Source organism: Streptomyces sp. NPDC032472, from assembly GCF_040636955.1.
Lineage (GTDB): Bacteria > Actinomycetota > Actinomycetes > Streptomycetales > Streptomycetaceae > Streptomyces.
This window is the reverse complement of the sequence record NZ_JBEZVK010000001.1, coordinates 183,352-204,665: the sequence shown is the minus strand read 5'-3', so window position 1 is coordinate 204,665 and position 21,314 is coordinate 183,352. Positions and strand designations below refer to the sequence as shown.

The following is a 21,314-nucleotide window of genomic DNA, read 5'->3' as shown; positions in this document are numbered from 1 at the left end:
GGAAACGGACATTGCGCCACTGAATCAGCCATTCCGCTCCTGATCATCTCGACTGGGACACCTTGCCAGCCTTGGCGTTTGGGCAGCGTAAGTCCGATTCGCCCTGAAAGCTGGCCCACATGGCGTAGTGCTCTCATCACGACTGGTGACCAACACTCCAGGCCGACACGCGCACCTTGTTGGAGATCCGCCACTGTGCTGGAATTCGCGGGACCGCCGCGGGAGACAGCCGGCGCGCAGGTGGCGCGAGACGCGCCGCGCGGCGGTGCAAGGAGAGAAAGACGCGCCGGTCACCGACGACCACCATGGGGCTGCGACGCCCCACGACTCGACACCGTCCCACCGGTCGCCCGGCGGGACGCCTGGTCCAGAGGTTGCGACGCTAGTGCAGGGACGATTCAAGAGGGATGGCAAGGGGTCTCCCCAGGCCCTTCAGGGCCGAGGGGAAGCTGCTGCGGAGCAGGACCCGCGCGGCGGGACCGACCGCGGCTCCTCGCCCCAGCACGCCCAGGGCCGCGGGCCCGCCATCGAAGGCGCAGGCCCCGACTCCTCCGAAGCCAAGGTCAAGGCCTCACGCCTCAAGCCCAAGGGCAAGACCAAGGGCAAGGGCGGCAAGGGCAAGGCCGCGACCGACGAGTCGGCCGAGAAGGACGCCTCGATACCGAAGGCCCCGCCCGGGCCCGGTTCCCGTCTGCACATGCAGAACTGGCGCATCAGCACGCGACTGGTGTCGCTGCTGACCCTGCCCGTCGTCGCCGCCACCACCCTCGGTGCCTTCCGTATCGACGACTCGCTGACCGACATCGCCCAGCTCGAGCACATGCAGCTGCTGACGACGATGACCCGGCAGGCCACCAACCTGGCCGCCGCGCTCCAGGAGGAGCGCGACCAGTCGGCCGGTCCGCTGTCGATCAACAAGACGGACAAGCCCGACAGCTTCGTCATGGGCGTCCGCTCGCAGACCGACGCCGCCGTCAAGGCCTTCGCCGCCGCGACCGACAAGGTCGACGCCACGGAGGACAAGGACGAGACCCTCAAGTCGATCCGCAACAACATCCTGCAGATCGGCCGCCAGCTCGGCGAGCTCGACGCGGTCCGCAAGAAGGCGTACCAGAACGGCGCCCAGCAGACCGTCACCGAGTACAACTCGCTGATCGTCTCGCTGCTCTCCCTCTCCCAGGACATGGCCCAGGCCACGTCCAGCCCGGAGATGATCAAGCGTACCCGTGCACTTGCGGCGTTCTCCTCCGCCAAGGAGTACGCCTCGATCCAGCGCGCGATCATCGCCGCTTCGCTGCCCGACGGCAACGAGAAGACCGCCGGCAAGCTGTCCGAGAACGACCGCCTGTACGCCCTCTCCGCGCTCCGCGGCGAGGGCCAGGCGAAGAAGACCTTCGAGCTCGTCTACCAGGGCAAGTCCGAGGAGCTCCTCGCGTCCCTCGGCGACGGCAACCCCGAGATCGGCAAGGCGGACCACTACGCCCGCCGTGTGCTGTCGGGTCCCGACCAGTTCTCCAAGGAGACCCAGTACAAGTCCTGGCTGGACTGGTACGACGCGGACGGCACCAAGCTCCAGGCCATGAAGGTCATCGAGCTCACCCTGCTCGAGGAGATGGAGCAGAAGGCCCGTGAGCTGAAGAACGAGTCGCAGCGCGACGCGATCATCAACGGTGCCCTGATCCTCCTCGTGCTCGGCGTCTCCCTCGTCGGCGCGTTCGTCATGGCCCGGTCCATGATCCGCTCGCTGCGCCGCCTGCAGGACACCGCGACCCGGGTCGCCCAGGACCGTCTGCCCGAGCTCGTCAAGCAGCTGTCCGAGTCCGACCCGCAGGACGTGGACACGTCCGTGGAGTCCGTCGGCCTGCACACCCGTGACGAGATCGGCCAGGTGGCCGCGGCCTTCGACGACGTGCACCGCGAGGCCGTCCGCCTCGCCGCCGAGCAGGCCCTCCTCCGGGGCAACGTCAACGCGATGTTCACCAACCTCTCGCGCCGCTCCCAGGGCCTCATCCAGCGTCAGCTGTCGCTCATCTCCGAACTGGAGTCGCGCGAGGCCGACCCGGACCAGCTGTCCTCGCTCTTCAAGCTCGACCACCTCGCCACCCGCATGCGCCGCAACGGCGAAAACCTCCTCGTCCTCGCGGGTGAGGAGCCGGGCCGCCGGTGGACCCGCCCCGTCCCGCTCGTCGACGTGCTCCGTGCCGCCGCGTCCGAGGTGGAGCAGTACGAGCGCATCGAGCTGGCGGCGGTGCCCGGCACCGATGTCGCCGGCCGCGTCGTCAACGACCTCGTGCACCTGCTCGCCGAGCTGCTGGAGAACGCCACCTCGTTCTCCTCCCCGCAGACCAAGGTCAAGGTCACCGGCCACGCGCTGCCCGACGGCCGCGTGCTCGTCGAGATCCACGACACCGGTATCGGCCTCTCCCCCGAGGACCTCGCGTCCATCAACGAGCGGCTCGCCGCGCCGCCCACCGTGGACGTCTCCGTCTCCCGCCGCATGGGCCTGTTCGTGGTCGGCCGCCTGTCCCTGCGACACGGCATCCGCATCCAGCTCCGCCCGTCCGACTCGGGCGGTACGACGGCCCTCGTCATGCTTCCGGTGGACGTCGCCCAGGGCGGCAAGAAGCCGGGCAAGGGCGGTCCCGGCGGCCAGGGCGGCCCCGGCGGCCCCGGCTCCGGCGGTCCGCAGGGCGGTCCCGGCGCCTCCGCCGGCCAGGGCTCCGGCCCGGGCGGCGGTGCCCGCCAGCCCGTGGGCGCCGGCCAGCGCGCCGGCATCGCCGCCGCGATGGGCCAGCGCGCCGCGCTGCCCGGTCAGGGCGGTCCCGGCGGGCGTCCGCAGGGCGGTCCCGGTATGCCCGCTGGTCCGGGCATGGCCGGCGGTCCCGGCATGGCGGGCGGTCCCGGCATGCCCGCCGCGCCGACCGGCCAGGGCCAGGGTGCCTTCGGCGGCGGTGCCCCGCTGCCGAACCGCGGTCCGGCGGGCGGCCCTGCCGACGGCCACCAGGCCCGTCCGGCCTCCGCTCCCTCCGGCCCGGCCGGCTTCCCGCAGGGCAACGGCTTCGAGCGGCCGCAGCCGCAGCAGCCCGGCTTCCCCACGGGCCCGGTCGGCCAGGCCCACGCCCAGCCCCAGGCTCCCGCCCCGGCTCCGCAGCGCGGCCCGCGGCCGCAGCTGCCGCCGCGCGGTGGCGCCGTGCGCCCGGAGCTCCCCGGCACCGGCGGCGCGCCCGCCCCGCAGACCGCCGGCTGGGGCGTCGACCCGGCCCGCCAGGGCGGCCAAGAGGTCCCGCGCGGCCACGACGAGCTCTCGGGCCCCGGCTCGACGGCCGAGTTCCCGCGCCCGGACTTCAACGCCCCGCCCCCGCAGGCCGGCCCCGCCTCCACCACCGGGCAGTTCGAGCGCCCGGACGTGCGCGGGCCGCTGGACCCGTCCACCACGGGCCAGTTCGCCCGGCCCGGCGGTCCCGGCGTCGGCGGCTACGCCCCCGGCCCGCAGGCCCAGCTGCCGCAGGCCCCCCAGCCGGAGGCGCTGCCCCCGGCCCAGGGCCTCGGCGGCGAGCGCAGCCCGATCTTCGACACGCTCGAGTCGAACTGGTACCCCCAGCAGGGCTCCCAGCCGACCGGGCAGATGCAGTCCACCGGGCAGATGCCGGCAGTGCCCCAGCACCCGCAGGCCGCCGCCCCGGCGCCCTCTCCGGCCACCCGCCAGCGCCCGCAGCAGCCGCTGCAGCGGCGCGGCCAGGAGCCCGCGGCCGAGCCGGCCCACACGGCGACCGGCACCACTCCGACCGTCAGCTGGAAGTCGTCGCCGAACGACGAGCTGATGCGGCAGGCCGAGCGCGTGCGCCAGCCCGCCGCCGGCGGCATCACCACCTCGGGGCTGCCGCGCCGGGTACCGCGGGCGAACCTCGTGGCCGGCACCGCACAGCAGCAGGCCGACACCCAGGCCGGCCCGCAGGTCAGCCGTTCACCGGACGACGTCCGCGGCCGTCTGACCAACCTCCGACGCGGTATCCAGCAGGGTCGCCAGGCCGGCAACAACGGACCGGCGACCGGCAGCTACCCCATCGACCCCACTTACCAGCAGGAGCGTTAGTTGAGTTCGATGAGCCAGGCGGCACAGAACCTGAACTGGTTGATCACCAACTTCGTGGACAACACCCCCGGGGTGTCCCACACGGTGGTGGTCTCCGCCGACGGCCTCCTTCTGGCGATGTCCGATGGATTCCCGCGCGACCGCGCCGATCAGCTGGCGGCCGTGGCCTCCGGGCTGACCTCGCTGACCGCCGGAGCCTCCCGCATCTTCGAGGGCGGACCCGTCAACCAGACCGTGGTCGAGATGGACCGGGGATTCCTCTTCCTCATGTCCATCTCCGACGGGTCCTCGCTCGCGGTGCTCGCGCACCCCGAGTGCGACATCGGCCTCGTCGGCTACGAGATGGCCCTCCTCGTGGATCGAGCGGGCACGGTCCTCACCCCGGACCTGCGCGCCGAACTGCAGGGAAGCCTGCTCATCTGACCCACCATCCTCCGGGCCGGACGGTACTTCCGGCCCGGGGGACCGGGGCTCCCGCCCCGGATCCCAGTACCACCGCCAGGCCGTCATACCATCCCCCCCACCGGCCGCCCCGTCAGACGGCACGCTGACCACTGCTGTCCAGCCCGGAGGATCAATGACCCCGCCCCCCGCCTACTCCGATGCGTACGACGACTCGTCGTACTCGGAGGGCGACCAGCCGCTCGTGCGCCCGTACGCCATGACCGGCGGACGGACCCGGCCGCGCTACCAGCTCGCCATCGAGGCACTGGTCAGCACCACGGCCGATCCGATGCACCTGTCCGGCCTGCTGCCCGAGCACCAGCGCATCTGCACGCTGTGCCGCGAGGTCAAGTCGGTCGCGGAGGTCTCCGCACTGCTGTCGATGCCGCTCGGTGTCGCCCGGATCCTCGTCGCCGACCTGGCGGAGGCCGGAATGGTGGCCATCCACCAGCCGGGCAACGGAGAGGCCGGCGGCACGCCGGACGTGACACTGCTCGAAAGGGTGCTCAGTGGACTTCGCAAGCTCTAACGGCGGGGCGGCTCGCTCCACCACCTCCGCGAAGATCGTGGTGGCCGGCGGCTTCGGCGTGGGCAAGACCACGTTCGTCGGCGCCGTCTCCGAGATCAACCCGCTGCGCACCGAAGCCGTCATGACCAGCGCCTCCGCCGGCATCGACGACCTCACCCACACCGGCGACAAGACCACCACCACCGTCGCCATGGACTTCGGCCGCATCACCCTCGACCAGGACCTCATCCTCTACCTGTTCGGCACCCCCGGCCAGGACCGCTTCTGGTTCATGTGGGACGACCTCGTCCGCGGCGCCATCGGCGCCGTCGTCCTCGTCGACACCCGCCGACTCGCCGACTGCTTCCCCGCCGTCGACTACTTCGAAAACTCGGGCCTCCCCTTCGTCATCGCCCTCAACGGCTTCGACGGACACCAGCCCTACACCCCCGAAGAAGTCCGCGAAGCACTCCAGATCGGCCCCGACGCCCCCATCATCACCACCGACGCACGCCACCGCGCCGACGCCAAGAGCGCCCTCATCACCCTCGTCGAACACGCCCTCATGGCACGACTGAAGTAACGGGATCGGCATGCGGACGGGGAAGGGCGGGCTGTGTCATGCGACACGGCCCGCCCTCCTCGTTCATAACGTTTCGACAGAGAATTGGCCTTCTTCGGGCACGGGGCGCGTTCGCCCGGTGTCGCTGTGCGCACAACTGGCCCCGTTTTTGCCGCCGCTCGCTCTTTATGTCCGTTTTATGTACGGCGGGCGGCTCCGGCAACGGCCGAATCCAACTGTTTGGAACACGGCCCTTGACCATGCTGGAATTCAACTAACTAGCTAGTAGCACCGCCGAGAGGTTGTTGGTCGAGTGAGGCGAAGCAACTCGAGCCCCGCGGATGAATCCGCGCGCGGCAACTTCACCCCGCCGCAGCGCGCGGCCGCGTCGCCCGTCGACGCGCCCGTGGAACCGCAGGCCAAGAGCGGCAACACCAGCAGGCTCTCGCCCCGCAACTGGCGCGTGGCCACCCGTCTGAACGCCATCCTGCTCCTGCCGGTCCTCGTCGGACTGGTCATGGGCGGCTTCCAGGTGAAGGGCTCCCTCGACACCTGGAACGAGGCCAAGGACGCCGAGAAGACGGCCCGCATCGTCCAGGCGGCGGCGGAATACGGCCAGGCCCTGCTCAACGAGCGCGACCTGACGGCCGAACCGCTGCTGAAGGGCGACACCAAGAACGAGGTCGTCACCAAGGCGTACAAGGCCACCGACGCGGCCCAGGAGAAGTTCGCCCAGGCCGTCAAGGACCTGCCGAAGAACCAGGGCCTGGAACGGCGCCTGGACCTCTTCCGCCAGGAGGAGCCGAAGCTGGAGCAGGTGCGCTCGCACGCGTACCAGGCCCAGGAGACGCCCAAGAAGAACCCCCCGAGCGCTTTCGGTCCCACTCCGACCGAGGACGGCTACCTGCTCGTCCAGCACTACCTGATGCAGTTCTCCAACGAACTCGGGCTCGGCACCGGCAACGTGACCAGCTACGGCCGCATGGTCTACGCGATCGAGCTGGCCAAGGCCGCCGAGTCGCTCCAGCGCGCCATCGGCACCCACCTGCTGGTCCGCCCGAACGAAGACGAGAACATCCGCAAGGCCCAGCTCGTCGCCTTCTCCTCGTACGCCTACCTTGAGGAAATCGCGATCGGCGAGTACGTCGCCGCCGGAACCGAGGACGACACCAACCGCCTCAAAGAGGTGATGGCCAAGAAGTCCCAGGAGTCCGCCGCCAAGCTCGCCGCCGCCAAGTCCCAGGCGGAGCAGGCCGGCACCCCCTTCAAGGTCCCGGCGGTCCCGGCCAACGGCTCCGTGCTGACCGCCATGACCGACGGCATAGCCAGCGGCGAGAAGCCCGCCGTCCTGGCCAAGAACGGCATCACGCCGCTGAGCTGGCAGGCCGCCGCCACCGGCAAGTTCGAGGGCTACGCCGAGGTCGAGAGGGAACTCCTCGACAAGGCCGTCAAGGACACCGTCGTGGTCTCCGACGACGCCCGCAACGCCGCCATCTGGACCGGTGCGGTCGTGGTCGTGGCCCTGCTCTTCGCGTTCATCCTGGCCGGCATGGTGGCCCGCCAGATGAGCCGCTCGATGCGCCGCCTGCGCGGCGCCGCGTTCGACGTCGCCGAGCAGCGCCTGCCGATGCTCGTCGACCAGCTCTCGCGCACCGACCCGGGCAAGGTCGACACCCGCGTCGCGCCGATCCCGATCGACTCCCAGGACGAGATCGGCGAGGTCGCCCGCGCCTTCGACCAGGTCCACCGGGAAGCGGTCCGGCTCGCCGCCGAGCAGGCCCTCCTGCGGGGCAACGTCAACGCGATCTTCACGAACCTCTCCATGCGCAACCAGTCGCTGATCGAGGGCCAGCTGTCGCTGATCACCGATCTGGAGAACAACGAGGCCGACCCGGACCAGCTGGAGAACCTCTTCCGCCTGGACCACCTCGCCACCCGTATGCGCCGCAACGGCGAGAACCTCCTCATCCTCGCGGGTGAGGAGCCGGGCCGCCGCTGGGACCAGCCGGTGCCCCTCGTCGACGTCCTGCGCGCCGCCTCCTCCGAGGTGGAGCAGTACGAGCGCATCGAGCTCGCGGGCGTCTCCGAGGCCGAGATCCACGGCCAGGCCGTGACCGACCTCGTGCACCTGCTCGCCGAGCTCCTGGAGAACGCCACCACGTTCTCCTCCCCCCAGACCAAGGTCCGTGTCAACGCCACGCGTCTGCCCGACGGCCGCGTCATGGTCGAGATCCACGACAAGGGCATCGGCCTGACCGCCGAGGACTTCGCGGACATCAACCACAAGCTGGCCAACCCGCCGACCGTGGACGCCGCGATCTCGCAGCGCATGGGCCTCTTCGTGGTCGGCCGCCTGGCGGACCGGCACAACATCCGCGTCCAGCTGCGCCCCTCGGGCGAGGCGGCCGGCACGACGTCGCTGGTCATGCTTCCCGACGCCATCACCCACGGTGGTGGTGGCGAGGGGATCCCGGACGACGAGTTCACCGTCTCCTCGATGATCCCGCAGCAGCAGACCCAGAACGCCGCCCCGCTGCGCACGGCGGCCGAGCTCGGCTTCGACGACTCCCGCTACGACAACCAGGGCGCCGAGGGCGGCCTGGACTCCGTGGGCCGCTCCCTGAGCCACCAGGAGCGCCGTGCGGCCCTCCAGGCCCAGCTGAACTTCCCGCAGGGCCAGGAGGAGTACTCCGAGCAGGAGTATGCGGAACCGCAGCCGGAGCACGGCTACCAGCAGTACCCCGAGTACGAGCAGCAGTCCGAGCAGGGCTACGACGCCTCGTACGACACCCGTCAGGCCCACGAGGCCTACGAGGCCTACCCGCAGCAGGAATACTCGTATCCGGAAGCGGGCTACCAGGAGCCGCAGCAGGACGCCCAGGCGTACGACGGCGGATACGATTCCCAGGCCCAGCACGCCGAATGGCCGGAGCAGAACACCTACTCCGGTGGCTATCAGCAGGGCTACGGGACCGAATCGGAACCCCCTCTCGCTCCCGAACCCGCCGCGGACCGCGTAGGCTTCGACCGTCCGGGCGCCGCTGCCGACACCGGTCACGAAATGACCGGAGCGGGCCTGCCGCGCCGCGGCAGCCAGCAGCAGTGGCAGCCGGCGCAGCAGGAAGCGGAGTCCCCCGGATCCCTCTTCGAGCAGCGGCCGCAGCGACAGCAGCAGCCCGCCGCCCCGGAGCGGGCCCCGGAACAGGACGAGGCGGCCGGCTCCGGCTGGCGCTCGAAGAACGACGAGCGCTGGCAGCAGGCCGGCAAGCTCCGCGAGCCGAAGGCGGGCGGGGTGACCTCGTCCGGTCTGCCTCGGCGGGTGCCCAAGGCCAACCTGGTCGAAGGCTCTGCGGAGACCACCCCGCAGGGCGGCCCCCAGGTCTCCCGCGCTCCGGAGGACGTCCGTGGCAGGTTGAGCAACCTGCGACGGGGTGTCCAGCAGGGACGCAGCGCGGGTACTGAGCAGTCAAGTAACAGCTATGACCAGGAGCGTTAGTGTGAGCCCGATGAGCCAGGCGGCACAGAACCTGAACTGGTTGATCACCAACTTCGTGGACAACACCCCCGGGGTGTCCCACACGGTGGTGGTCTCCGCCGACGGCCTCCTTCTGGCGATGTCCGATGGATTCCCGCGCGACCGCGCCGATCAGCTGGCGGCCGTGGCCTCCGGGCTGACCTCGCTGACCGCCGGAGCCTCCCGCATCTTCGAGGGCGGCGCCGTCAACCAGACCGTGGTCGAGATGGACCGGGGATTCCTCTTCCTCATGTCCATCTCCGACGGGTCCTCGCTCGCGGTGCTCGCGCACCCCGAGTGCGACATCGGCCTCGTCGGCTACGAGATGGCCCTCCTCGTGGATCGAGCGGGCACGGTCCTCACCCCGGACCTGCGCGCCGAACTGCAGGGAAGCCTTCTCAACTAGCAAACAGGCAGTGCGTTTCGCGTCATCGCACCGTAGGGTGCGGTGGCGCGGTTCCACAGGGAGTACTGCGTTCTTGGAGTCGGAGGAGGAGACGTGACAACACCCGGAGGACATCCTTACGGCGGCGCACAGCAGCCGCAGGGTGGGCACGACCAGAACCGCTTCAACTTCCCCTCGGCTCCCAGCCGGCCCGTGCCGGAGCACAACCCGTACCAGCAGACGTACGGCCAGCAACAGCAGCCCCAGGCGCCGCAGAGGCCCTCGCAGCAGCACCTCCGTGCTGCGCAGCCCCAGGCTCCGAAGGCGCACAACCCGCTGGTACGCCCGTACGCGATGACCGGCGGCCGGACCCGGCCGCGCTACCAGCTCGCCATCGAGGCGCTGGTCAGTACCACGGCGGATCCCGCTCGGATGCAAGGGCAGCTGCCCGAGCACCAGCGCATCTGCCGCCTGTGCCTGGAGATCAAATCCGTTGCGGAGATCTCGGCACTCCTCTCCATTCCTCTTGGTGTCGCCCGCATCCTCGTCGCCGACCTGGCGGAGGCGGGCCTTGTCGCCATTCACCAGCCCGGCGGCGACGAATCTGCCGGCGGCCAGCCAGATGTGACACTGCTCGAAAGGGTGCTCAGTGGACTTCGCAAGCTCTAACGGCGGGGCGGCTCGCTCCACCACCTCCGCGAAGATCGTGGTGGCCGGCGGCTTCGGCGTGGGCAAGACCACGTTCGTCGGCGCCGTCTCCGAGATCAACCCGCTGCGCACCGAAGCCGTCATGACCAGCGCCTCCGCCGGCATCGACGACCTCACCCACACCGGCGACAAGACCACCACCACCGTCGCCATGGACTTCGGCCGCATCACCCTCGACCAGGACCTCATCCTCTACCTGTTCGGCACCCCCGGACAGGACCGCTTCTGGTTCATGTGGGACGACCTCGTCCGCGGCGCCATCGGCGCCGTCGTCCTCGTCGACACCCGCCGACTCGCCGACTGCTTCCCCGCCGTCGACTACTTCGAAAACTCGGGCCTCCCCTTCGTCATCGCCCTCAACGGCTTCGACGGACACCAGCCCTACACCCCCGAAGAAGTCCGCGAAGCACTCCAGATCGGCCCCGACGCCCCCATCATCACCACCGACGCACGCCACCGCGCCGACGCCAAGAGCGCCCTCATCACCCTCGTCGAACACGCCCTCATGGCACGACTGCGGTAGTCGTCCTGCGCCGGCCCCGCCGGACGCCCTGCGTATGCGAAGGCCCCCCGTGTCCCTGCCGGCACGGGGGGCCTCGCCGTTGGGTACGGGGCATGGGGGCATGGGCGGCATGGGGGGCACGTGGGTCCAGGGCTTCTCCAGGGGCACGGGGGGCTTCGCCAGGGGATCCCCGCCCCGGACATGCGTCAGGCCCCGCACCCTTCCGGATGCGGGGCCTGACGGCGTACTGCGGGTCAGCCCTGCCAGCTGTGCGGGGCGCGGAAGCCCAGGGTGCGCTCCAGGCGGCGCCAGCCGGCCTGGGAGCCGATCCGGTGCACCGGGCGGGCCTGCGGGGTGGCGGCGGCGCGGGCGAGCAGGATCGCGGTGATCGCGGCCAGCTCCTCCGGCTCGGCGTTGCCCTTCTCGACGCGCAGCAGGGTGTCGGCAGTCTTGCTCATGTGTGGCAGGTCTCCTTCGCTCGTTACTGCGGCGGGTTGCCGTGCTTGCGGGACGGCAGGTCGGCGTGCTTGCTGCGGAGCATCGCAAGGGCGCTGATCAGCGTCTCGCGGGTGTCGGCGGGGTCGATGACGTCGTCGACGAGGCCGCGCTCGGCCGCGTAGTACGGGTGCATCAGCTCGGCCTTGTACTCCTTGACCATGCGGGCGCGCATGGCCTCCGGGTCCTCGGCCTCCGCGATCTGCTTGCGGAAGATGACGTTCGCGGCGCCCTCGGCGCCCATGACCGCGATCTCGTTCGTCGGCCAGGCGTAGGTGATGTCCGCGCCGATGGACTGCGAGTCCATGACGATGTACGCGCCGCCGTAGGCCTTGCGCAGGATCAGGCTGATCCGCGGGACGGTGGCGTTGCAGTACGCGTACAGCAGCTTCGCGCCGTGGCGGATGATGCCGCCGTGCTCCTGGTCGACGCCCGGCAGGAAGCCGGGGACGTCCAGCAGCGTGATGATCGGGATGTTGAAGGCGTCGCACATCTGGACGAAGCGCGCGGCCTTCTCGGAGGCCTCGATGTCGAGGACGCCGGCCAGGTGGGCGGGCTGGTTGGCGACGATGCCGACGACCTGGCCGTCGAGACGGGCCAGGGCGCAGATGATGTTGCGCGCCCAGCGCTCGTGGATCTCCAGGACGTCGCCGTCGTCGACGAGCTCCTCGATGACCTTGTGCATGTCGTACGGGCGGTTGCCGTCCGCGGGGACCAGGTCCAGCAGGACGTCCGAGCGCCGGTCGGCGGGGTCGGAGGTCTCGTGGACCGGGGGGTTCTCGCGGTTGTTGGAGGGCAGCATCGAGATGAGGTAGCGCACCTCGGCGATGCAGGTCTCCTCGTCGTCGTACGCGAAGTGCGCGACGCCGGAGGTCTCGGCGTGCACGTCGGCGCCGCCGAGGCCGTTCTGGGTGATCTCCTCACCGGTGACGGCGCGGACGACGTCGGGGCCGGTGATGAACATCTGCGAGGTGTCGCGGACCATGAAGACGAAGTCCGTCAGGGCGGGCGAGTACGCGGCGCCGCCGGCGCAGGGGCCCAGCATCACCGAGATCTGCGGGATGACACCCGAGGCCTTGGTGTTGCGCTGGAAGATGCCGCCGTAGCCGGCGAGGGCGGAGACGCCCTCCTGGATGCGGGCGCCGGCGCCGTCGTTCAGGGAGACCAGCGGGGCACCGGCCGCGATGGCCATGTCCATGATCTTGTGGATCTTGGCGGCGTGGGCCTCGCCCAGCGCACCGCCGAAGATGCGGAAGTCGTGCGCGTAGACGAAGACGGTGCGGCCTTCGACCGTGCCCCAGCCGGTGATGACACCGTCGGTGTACGGCTTCTTTGCCTCGAGGCCGAAGCCGCTCGCGCGGTGGCGGCGCAGCTGCTCGACCTCCTTGAAGGAACCCTCGTCGAGGAGCAGGGCGATGCGCTCGCGCGCAGTCAGCTTGCCCTTCGCGTGCTGGGCCTCGGTCGCCCGGTCACTCGGTCCACGCCGCGCCTGCTCGCGCAGGGAGTGCAGCTCGGCCACGCGGCCGCGGGCGTCCGTCGGCTCGCTCGGAGTCTGGTCCACTACGGTCATGTACCGACCTTACGAAGCGGTCCATGAAAAACCTCCGTTGGTTCTGCACAGTCTCGGCCGTGTTCCGCTGTCCGGCCCGCACAGAACCGCGAAGTCATGCGCGGAGTCCACCAGGCAAGACCATCTTCCGTTGTGGTTATCCCACAAAACGAGCCGACACCTCGTCCTGTTGTTGAAATTTCAACGGATTGGCTCTACGGTAAATGTCGTTGAAGGTTCAACGAACTCGGCTTCGCGTGAGGCCGAGCACCTGACTCCCGAGGAGGAAGCCATGGGTCTGTTCACCCGCCGCAACCAGGACCGCACCACCGCCGCCGCCCCCGCCGTGGACCCGGCCCTGGCCGCGCTCACCGGCGACTACGCCATCGACGCCGCCCACAGCAGCATCGGCTTCACCGTCCGCCACGCGATGGTGACCAACGTCCGCGGCAGCTTCGGCGACTACGTGGGCTCGCTCCACCTGGACGGCAGCGACCCCTCCCGCTCCACCGCCTCCATCGACGTGAAGATCGCCTCCGTGGACACCGGCATCGCCGACCGCGACGCCCACCTGCGCGGCGACGACTTCTTCGCGGCCGAGTCCTTCCCGGTGATGAGCTTCCGCTCCACCGAGGCGGCCCGGGTCGGCGGGAACACGTACCGCATCACCGGCGAGCTGACGATCAAGGACGTCACCCGCCCGCTCAGCATCGACCTGGAGTTCAACGGCTCCGCCACGGACGTGTACGGCAGCGAGCGCGTCGGGTTCGAGGGCTCCGCCGAGATCCTGCGCTCCGAGTGGGGCCTGACCTGGAACGCGGCGCTGGAGGCCGGCGGCGTCATGGTCAGCGACAAGGTGAAGCTGACGTTCGACATCTCGGCCGTCAAGCAGGGCTGACCTCCCGCCCCACCCACGGCGTCGGACCCGGGGGCGGCCTAGAAGCCGCCCCCGCCGTCGAAGCCGCCTCCGCCGCCGAAGTCCCCGCCTCCGAAGTCGGAGGCGTCGAAGTCGGCCCCGGAGAAGTCCCCGCCGCCGAAACCGCCGCCCAGGTCGGAGGCGTAGGCCGGACCGGGGGCCATCATCGAGCCCAGCATGGTGCCGACCAGCAGGCCGGGCAGCACGCCGCCGCCGAAGTACCCGCCGGCCCAGGGGCCGTACGCGGGTCCGGCGTCGTAGTACGGGCGCGGCCCGTAGTCGGTGTCGACCGTGCGGACCATCGGGTCCCTGCCCTCGCGCAGCCGGACCGCATCCGCCGCGCAGACCGGGACCGTGCGCACCGCCCCGCCGGCCGGGGCCCAGTCGGCGTCCTCGGTGCTCGGCCCGTGCCGCGGGTCGAAGAAGCAGGGCGGGCGCCGCTCGGGCAGCTGCCTGCCCTGGCGCCGCGCATCGAGGCGGGCGAGGGCGAAGCGGCCGTCCTCCAGGGCCTGCGTGACCCCGCGGACCTCCTCCGGCCGGGTCACCGCGGCCATGATGTCCTTGGCCTTCTCGTACGAGTCGAGGGCCTGGCCGTAGTCGGCGCGCATGGCGTCGTCGGCGCCGCGCTCGCCGGGGTGGAAGTCCAGCCGGTCGAGCTCCTCGCCGAAGGCGGTGATGTCCTCGTCGACGACCACGCGCAGCTTCTCCAGGGCCGCGCGCTCCTCTTCCTCCCGCCGCCTGCGGCTGCGCCGGGCCAGGGCGTAGGCCCCGCCGCCGCCCACGACCACGAGCGCGGCGAGGGTCACCAGCCCGCCGACCGGGACGCCCCCGGTGCCGGCGGAGGAGCCGCCGCTCCAGGAGGCCGGGGCGTGGCCCTTGACCTGGAGGAGGGCCTGGTCGACGAAGTTGTCCAGCTGGGTGGCGGCGTCCACCGGGCCGCCCGCCTTCACCGCGTCGGTGAGGTTGCGGACGGCGTTGACCGGCATGACGGCCTTGTCCGCGCCGGCGTTGAAGCCGTCGCCGAGCCGGATCGCGTACAGCCCGGTGATGCCCGTCTCCGCCCTGACCGTGCGCAGCACGCTGTCGGCCGGGAACTCCCCGGTGGCCGGCAGCACCGCGACGAAGACCGGCTTCCCGGCGTCCTTGATCTTCTTTGCGAGCGCGTCCGCGCGGTCCTTCGGCAGCTGGGCGGAGGCGCGCGGGTCGACGTAGACGGGGCTCTGCTTCAGGGCCTCCGCCACGGCGGCCGGGCCGGTGGCCGCGGAGGCCTGCGGCGCTGCCGCGACGAAGACCGCGCACAGCGCCAGCAGCACACCGGACAGTACGGATATCAGCCTGGTCCTCATACTCCCGACGCTACCGGAACCGCCTCTTTCCCGTGTGAGACGGACATAAGGTCACCCGGTGGCGGGGGCTGGGGCGGGGTCTACTCGGCCGGTTCGATACCCGCGTGCAGGAGGCCGTACGTGAAGGCGTCCTCGAGGGCCTGCCAGGAGGCCGCGATCACGTTCGGGGCGACGCCCACCGTGGACCACTCCCGGGTGCCGTCCGTGGTGGAGATCAGGACCCGGGTCGTGGACTCGGTGCCGTGCTTGCCCTCCAGGATGCGGACCTTGTAGTCGATCAGCTCGAACTTCTCCAGCTGCGGGTAGAAGCGCTCCAGGGCCACCCGCAGCGCCCGGTCCAGCGCGTTGACCGGGCCGTTCCCCTCGGCCGTGGCGACGATCCGCTCGCCCTTGGCCCACAGCTTCACCGTGGCCTCGTTGGCGTGGGTGCCGTCCGGGCGGTCCTCGACGATCGCGCGCCAGGACTCCGTGCGGAAGTACTTGCGGGCCCGTCCCTCGACCTCGGCGCGCAGCAGCAGCTCGAAGGAGGCGTCCGCGGCCTCGTAGGTGTAGCCGGAGAGCTCGCGCTCCTTGACCCGCTCCACCACGCGGGCGACCAGTGCGCGGTCTCCGCCGAGGTCGACGCCGAGCTCCTTGCCCTTGAGCTCGATGGAGGCCCGGCCGGCCATGTCGGAGACGAGCATCCGCATGGTGTTGCCGACCCGCTCGGGGTCGATGTGCTGGTACAGGTCCGGGTCGACCTTGATGGCGGAGGCGTGCAGGCCCGCCTTGTGCGCGAAGGCGGAGACGCCGACGTACGGCTGGTGCGTGGACGGGGTGAGGTTCACGACCTCGGCGATGGCGTGCGAGATGCGGGTCATCTCGGCGAGCGCCCCCTCGGGGAGGACCGTGCGCCCGTACTTGATCTCCAGTGCGGCGACGACGGGGAAGAGGTTGGCGTTGCCGACCCGCTCGCCGTAGCCGTTGGCCGTGCACTGGACGTGGGTGGCCCCGGCGTCGACGGCGGCCAGGGTGTTGGCGACGGCGCAGCCGGTGTCGTCCTGGGCGTGGATGCCGAGGCGGGCCCCGGTGTCGGCGAGGACGGTGGAGACGACCGCGGCGACCTGCGCGGGCAGCATGCCGCCGTTGGTGTCGCAGAGGATGACCACGTCGGCGCCGGCCTCGTGGGCGGTGCGCACGACGGACTTGGCGTACTCGGCGTTGGCCCGGTAGCCGTCGAAGAAGTGCTCGCAGTCGACGAAGACGCGGCGGCCTTGGGAGACCAGGTAGGAGACGGTGTCGCTGACCATGGCGAGGTTCTCGTCCAAGGTGGTGCGCAGGGCGAGCTCGACGTGGCGGTCGTGCGACTTGGCGACGAGGGTGATCACCGGGGCTCCGGACTCCAGCAGGGCCCGCACCTGCGGGTCCTCGGCGGCCGAGCCGCCCGCGCGCCGGGTCGCGCCGAAGGCGACGAGCTGGGCGTGCTTGAAGTCGATCTCGGCGCGGGCCCGGGCGAAGAACTCGGTGTCGCGGGGGTTGGCGCCGGGCCAGCCGCCCTCGATGAAGCCCACTCCGAACTCGTCCAGGTGCCGGGCGATCGTCAGCTTGTCCGCGACGGTGAGGTTGATGCCCTCACGCTGGGCGCCGTCGCGCAGGGTGGTGTCGAAGACGTGGAAGCCGTCGCCGGGTCCCTGCGCGGGCGCTGTCGCCTCGGTCGTCGTCATGCTGTCTGACTCCTGTCGGATGAGTGGTTCCGGATGCCCGGGATCCACTGCCCCCATCATGCGCGCGCAGTGCCGTCCCGGCCGGAATGGAGGCCGGTAAACGAAAAGACCCCTCGCGGGTGCGAGAGGTCTGCGCGCGGGTCTGGGGCACGGTGGCCGCCTCCGCGAAGGTTGTCCACGGTTCAGCGGTCACTGCGGACCGGCGCGCTGCTGCCGATAATCATGAGCTGAGCAAGCACGTCCGCAGTGTGTCACAGGGTGCCACCGCAGGGCCGGGCCGTCTCACGATACGAGAGACTGGTCCAGGAATTCCGAGACGTGGGCCAGGATGTCCCCTCGCCCGATCCCGGGCAGGCCGACGGCGACCTGGATGCTGAACCCGTCGAGCAGGGCCCGCAGCCGGGCCGCGTACCGGTCGGGGTCCACGGGGCGGAACTCGCCGCGCGAGACGCCCTCGGCGAGCAGGGCCACCAGATCGCGGTGCCAGGCGCCCTCGATGGCGGCCTGCCGGTCGCGTTCGGCCGGGCCCGCGTTCTGCGAGCGGTTCCAGACCTCCAGCCACAGCGTCCAGTGCGGGTCCCGGGCCTCGTCGGGGACGTAGAGGTCCACGTACGCCTGCAGTCGCTCGCGGGCCGTGCCGCGGCGGCCGAGCAGGGACCGCCGCTCGGCGCCCAGGGCCGCCTCGCTCCACTCCAGCGTCTGCAGCAGGAGCTCGTCCTTGCTGCCGAAGTAGTAGAGGAGGTGGCCGCTGCTCATGCCGACCTGGCGGCCGAGGCCGGCCATGGTCAGCCCGTCCAGGCCGCGCTCGGCGATCGTGGCCATGGCGGCGGCGAGGACCTCCTCGCGCGGCGGCGCGTTCTTCCGTGCCGCGCGTACTCCACCGGCCGCCATGGTCCACTCCTCGTCGATCGGCCTCGGCTCACACCTTCGGCTGCTGCTGGGTGATGCAGTGGATACCGCCACCCCCGGCGAAAATCGTACGTGCGTCAACGAGGGTCACGGTCCGCTCGGGGAACAGTCCGCGGAAGATCTCCGCGGCCTCCTCGTCGCGCGGGTCGTCGAAGGCGCACAGCACCACGCCGCCGTTGCAGAGGTAGTGGTTGATGTACGAGTAGTCGACCCACTCGCCGTCCTCCTCCAGCACGGTCGGCGCGGGGATCTCCACGACCTCCAGCCGGCGGCCCTGCGCGTCGGTGGAGGCGCGCAGGATGGCGGCGATGGTCTTGCACCGCTCGTGGTCCGGGTGGGCCGGGTCCGGCTGGGTGTGGACCATGACCACGCCGGGCCGGGCGAAGGCGGCCACGATGTCGACGTGGCCCTGGGTCCCGTAGGTGCCGTAGTCGCCGGCCAGGCCGTACGGGAGCCAGATCGCCTTGGTGGTGCCGAGGTGGGCGTGGATCTCGGCCTCGACCTGCTCGCGGGTCCAGCCGGGGTTGCGGCCCTGGCCGAGCTGCACGGTATCGGTGAGGAGCACGGTGCCCTCGCCGTCGACGTGGATGGCACCGCCCTCGTTGACCAGGGAGGTGCTGTACGTACGGGTGCCGGCCAGGTCCGAGACGTGCCGGGCGATCTTGGAGTCGTGGTCCCAGCGGGCCCACTCCTGGGCGCCCCAGCCGTTGAAGGTCCAGTCGACCGCGGCCAGGCCGCCCCGGCCGTCGGTGACGAAGGTCGGGCCGATGTCGCGCATCCAGGCGTCGTCGAGCTCGCGCTCCACGACCGTGAGCTCGTGGCCCTCGCCGGCCCCGGCGATGGCGCGGGCGCCCTCGGCGTCGCCCGGGGAGACGACGAGGGTCAGGGGCTCGTACATGCGCACGGCGCGGGCGACGGCGCCCCAGGCCTCGCGGGCCTCGGCGAGCTCCTGGTCGTTGGTGAAGGTCGGGTTGGGGCTGGGCCAGGCCATCCAGGTCCGCTCGTGGGGCGTCCACTCGGCGGGCATCCGGAATCCGTCGGCAACGGGCTTGGTCATGGAAGGGTCCTTAAGGGCTGGGCCGGCTGGGGGGGCGGTGCCGGCTTACAGGAAGTACAGGCGGTTGAGGGAGACCGATTCGGCCGCTTCGGAGCGCAGCGGGTCCCCGTCGAGGGTGACGAGGCCGCTGCGCGCGTCCACATCGACCGCGCCCACCCGGGAGTTGAGGAGCAGGTCCGCGGGGCCGATGCCGCGGGTGCCGCGGACGGCGACGCGGCGGCGCCGGGTCGGCATCGCGTCGCCGCCCAGGGCCGCTGCGGCGGCGGAGACGAAGGCGACGGAGATGTCGGCGGCGGTGGCCCCGTACGAGCCGAACTGCGGGCCCAGGACCAGCGGTTCGCAGGTGTCGGTGGCGGCGTTGGGGTCGCCGGTGACTCCGTAGGCGGGGAAGCCGGACTTGAGCACGAGCTGGGGCTTGGCGCCGAAGAACTGCGGGCGCCACAGCACGATGTCGGCGAGCTTGCCGACCTCGATGGAGCCGATCTCGTGGGCCAGGCCGTGGGCGATGGCCGGGTTGATGGTCAGCTTGGCCATGTAGCGCAGCACGCGGGCGTTGTCGTCGCCCTCGCCGTCGCCGTCCAGCGGGCCGAGCTCGCCCTTCATCTTGGCGGCCATCGCGAAGGTGCGCCGGATGGTCTCGCCGGCCCGGCCCATGCCCTGGGCGTCGGAGGAGGTGATGCCGATCGCGCCCAGGTCGTGCAGGACGTCCTCGGCGCCCATCGTGCCCGCCCGGATCCGGTCCCGGGCCATGGCCGCATCGCCCGGCAGGTCCGGCTTGAGGTCGTGGACGGAGACGATCATGCCGTAGTGCTCGGCGACCGCGTCCCGGCCGAAGGGCAGGGTGGGATTGGTGGAGGAGCCGATCACGTTCGGCACGCCCGCCATCTTCAGCACGTTGGGTACGTGTCCGCCGCCGCAGCCCTCGATGTGGAAGGCGTGGATGGTCCGGCCCTCCAGCACCCGCAGGGTGTCCTCGACCGACAGGCACTCGTTCAGGCCGTCCGAGTGCAGGGCCACCTGCACGTCGTGCTCCTCGGCCACCCGCAGTGCGGTGTCCAGCGCCCGGGTGTGGGCGCCCATGTCCTCGTGGACCTTGAAACCGGAGGCACCGCCCTCGGCCAGCGCCTCCACCAGCGGGGCCGCCTCGGAGGAGGAGCCGCGGGCGAGGAAGCCGATGTTGACGGGCCAGGCGTCGAAGGCGTTGAAGGCGTGCTTCAGGGCCCACGGGGAGTTGACGCCGACGCCCCAGACGGGGCCGAACTCCTGGCCGATGACGGTGGTGACACCGGCGGCGAGGGAGGCCTCCATGATCCGCGGGGAGAGCAGGTGGACGTGGGTGTCGACGGCGCCGGCGGTGGCGATGAGGCCCTCGCCGGAGACGATGGACGTTCCGGTGCCGACGACGACGTCGACCCCGTCGAGGGTGTCGGGGTTGCCGGCCCGGCCGATCGCGTGGATGCGGCCCTCGCGGATGCCGATCGACACCTTCCCGATGCCGAGGACGGCGTCGATGACCAGGACGTTGCTGATCACGACGTCGCAGGTCTCGCGGACCGCGGCGGCCTTCAGGTGCAGCCCGTCGCGGGCGGTCTTGCCGAAGCCGGCCAGGAACTCGTCGCCGGGCTTCTGGGCGTCGTGCTCGACGCGGACGGTGAGCCCCGAGTCGCCGAGCCGGACGCGGTCGCCGGCGCGGGGGCCGAAGACGGCGGCGTACTCGTGCGGGTCGATGTGCCGGCTGCCCGGCGCGCAGTGGTCGCTGTGCTTGGTCTGCCGGCTCACGCGCGGTCTCCTTCCGTGCCGTCGGGGGCGCTGCTGTCAGAGGTGCTGTCCGCGGCGCTGTCGCCGGTGCCGAGGTAGCCGCAGGCCGCGGCGCGGCGCAGGGCCTCCTCCTTGGCCCCGGGGGCGTCGAGCGGGCCGTCGACCAGCCCGGCGAAGCCGATGGCGATGCGGTCGCCGCCGATGGGGACGAGGCCGACCTCGCCCTCGCCGTGCGGGTCGAAGCGCACGGAGGAGCCGGCGGGGACGCACAGGCGCATGCCGTAGGCCGCGGCGCGGTCGAAGTCGAGGCGGGGGTTGGCCTCGAAGAAGTGGAAGTGGGAGGTGACGCTCACCGGCACGCCGGCCGTGTTGCGCACCTGCAGGGTCACCACCGGCTCCGGCTGGGGGGCGCCGGGGCCGGGCACGACCGCTCCGGGGGCGTCCTCGCCGAGCGAGGCGGCGCCGCGGATCGGGGCCGAGACCACCGCGAGGCGGGAGCCGTCGTCGAAGACGGCCTCCACGTGCACCTCGGTGACCACGTCGGCCACGCCGGGCAGGACGTCGTCGGGGCCCAGCACGCTGCGGGCCTCCTCGATCGCCTCCGCCAGGCGCTTGCCGTCGCGCGCGGCCTCGCAGACCGTGTCCGCGATCAGCGCCGTGGCCTCGGGGACGTTGAGCCGCAGCCCCCGGGCCCGCCGGGCCCGGGCCAGTTCCGCGGCGCTGCGCAGCAGCAGCCGGTCGCGCTCCGTAGGGGTCAGCCGCACGCCGATCCACCACCTTTTGAGTCGATGGGTTAGAGCATCACTCTAACTCTTCATTTCTCTGCAATGAAGCATTGACCTCGCACCAGGGCTTAGGTCACATT

General features: G+C 71.3%; 17 protein-coding genes. 9 read left to right on the top strand and 8 right to left on the bottom strand.

Annotated elements, in window-relative coordinates; genetic code table 11:
- Positions 1-385 precede the first annotated feature (385 nt).
- The 8 genes from AB0F11_RS00855 to AB0F11_RS00820 all read left to right on the top strand — a co-directional run bounded on the left by AB0F11_RS00855 (position 386) and on the right by AB0F11_RS00820 (position 10,737).
- On the top strand, positions 386-4,093 hold the full coding sequence (locus AB0F11_RS00855) for a nitrate- and nitrite sensing domain-containing protein (protein WP_362166704.1): 3,708 nt from the start codon (positions 386-388) through the stop codon (positions 4,091-4,093).
- Between the two features lie 9 nt (positions 4,094-4,102).
- Positions 4,103-4,516 (top strand): roadblock/LC7 domain-containing protein, encoded by a 414-nt coding sequence (locus AB0F11_RS00850; RefSeq protein WP_125541158.1) that lies wholly within the window; start codon positions 4,103-4,105, stop codon positions 4,514-4,516.
- A 154-nt stretch (positions 4,517-4,670) separates the two neighbouring features.
- Positions 4,671-5,066 carry a DUF742 domain-containing protein gene (locus AB0F11_RS00845; RefSeq protein WP_125541140.1) on the top strand — a complete coding sequence of 132 codons (396 nt, stop codon included), beginning with the start codon at positions 4,671-4,673 and terminating at the stop codon, positions 5,064-5,066.
- Complete coding sequence (locus AB0F11_RS00840; protein ID WP_114054330.1) at positions 5,047-5,628, top strand: ATP/GTP-binding protein; 582 nt, start codon at positions 5,047-5,049, stop codon at positions 5,626-5,628. Before AB0F11_RS00845 ends, AB0F11_RS00840 begins: the two co-directional genes overlap by 20 nt.
- A gap of 292 nt (positions 5,629-5,920) precedes the next feature.
- Positions 5,921-9,103, top strand: coding sequence for a nitrate- and nitrite sensing domain-containing protein (locus AB0F11_RS00835; protein ID WP_362166702.1), 3,183 nt, complete (start codon positions 5,921-5,923; stop codon positions 9,101-9,103).
- 10 nt (positions 9,104-9,113) lie between these two features.
- On the top strand, positions 9,114-9,527 hold the full coding sequence (locus tag AB0F11_RS00830; protein ID WP_114058494.1) for a roadblock/LC7 domain-containing protein: 414 nt from the start codon (positions 9,114-9,116) through the stop codon (positions 9,525-9,527).
- A 93-nt stretch (positions 9,528-9,620) separates the two neighbouring features.
- Entirely contained in the window at positions 9,621-10,175 is a 555-nt protein-coding gene (locus AB0F11_RS00825) for a DUF742 domain-containing protein (protein WP_362166699.1), read from the top strand.
- Positions 10,156-10,737: an ATP/GTP-binding protein gene (locus AB0F11_RS00820; protein WP_037792108.1), complete on the top strand. Its 582-nt coding sequence runs from the start codon at positions 10,156-10,158 to the stop codon at positions 10,735-10,737. The genes AB0F11_RS00825 and AB0F11_RS00820 overlap by 20 nt, the downstream gene beginning before the upstream one ends.
- Before the next feature lie 233 nt (positions 10,738-10,970).
- On the opposite strand, the gene AB0F11_RS00815 is transcribed toward AB0F11_RS00820, so the two are convergent.
- Entirely contained in the window at positions 10,971-11,174 is a 204-nt protein-coding gene (locus tag AB0F11_RS00815) for an acyl-CoA carboxylase subunit epsilon (protein WP_362166697.1), read from the bottom strand.
- A gap of 23 nt (positions 11,175-11,197) precedes the next feature.
- Positions 11,198-12,781, bottom strand: a complete 1,584-nt coding sequence (locus AB0F11_RS00810) for an acyl-CoA carboxylase subunit beta (RefSeq protein ID WP_362166695.1) — start codon at positions 12,779-12,781, stop codon at positions 11,198-11,200.
- Between the two features lie 271 nt (positions 12,782-13,052).
- On the opposite strand from AB0F11_RS00810, the gene AB0F11_RS00805 reads away from it, so the two are divergent.
- Positions 13,053-13,658 carry a YceI family protein gene (locus AB0F11_RS00805; protein ID WP_362166692.1) on the top strand — a complete coding sequence of 202 codons (606 nt, stop codon included), beginning with the start codon at positions 13,053-13,055 and terminating at the stop codon, positions 13,656-13,658.
- Positions 13,659-13,696: 38 nt separating this feature from the next.
- Here AB0F11_RS00805 and AB0F11_RS00800 read toward each other — a convergent pair whose 3' ends face one another.
- The 6 genes from AB0F11_RS00800 to ureA form a co-directional block, all read right to left on the bottom strand.
- Entirely contained in the window at positions 13,697-15,022 is a 1,326-nt protein-coding gene (locus tag AB0F11_RS00800) for a hypothetical protein (RefSeq protein ID WP_362166690.1), read from the bottom strand.
- Between the two features lie 80 nt (positions 15,023-15,102).
- Complete coding sequence (gene cimA / locus AB0F11_RS00795) at positions 15,103-16,725, bottom strand: citramalate synthase (RefSeq protein WP_362166688.1); 1,623 nt, start codon at positions 16,723-16,725, stop codon at positions 15,103-15,105.
- Positions 16,726-17,007: 282 nt separating this feature from the next.
- Positions 17,008-17,616, bottom strand: a complete 609-nt coding sequence (locus AB0F11_RS00790) for a TetR/AcrR family transcriptional regulator (RefSeq protein ID WP_362166686.1) — start codon at positions 17,614-17,616, stop codon at positions 17,008-17,010.
- A gap of 28 nt (positions 17,617-17,644) precedes the next feature.
- Positions 17,645-18,691 carry an agmatine deiminase family protein gene (locus AB0F11_RS00785; protein ID WP_362166684.1) on the bottom strand — a complete coding sequence of 349 codons (1,047 nt, stop codon included), beginning with the start codon at positions 18,689-18,691 and terminating at the stop codon, positions 17,645-17,647.
- A gap of 45 nt (positions 18,692-18,736) precedes the next feature.
- Positions 18,737-20,470 (bottom strand): urease subunit alpha, encoded by a 1,734-nt coding sequence (locus tag AB0F11_RS00780; RefSeq protein ID WP_362166682.1) that lies wholly within the window; start codon positions 20,468-20,470, stop codon positions 18,737-18,739.
- Positions 20,467-21,213, bottom strand: coding sequence for an urease subunit gamma (gene ureA, locus AB0F11_RS00775; RefSeq protein WP_362166679.1), 747 nt, complete (start codon positions 21,211-21,213; stop codon positions 20,467-20,469). The genes AB0F11_RS00780 and ureA overlap by 4 nt, the downstream gene beginning before the upstream one ends.
- Positions 21,214-21,314: the final 101 nt, after the last annotated feature.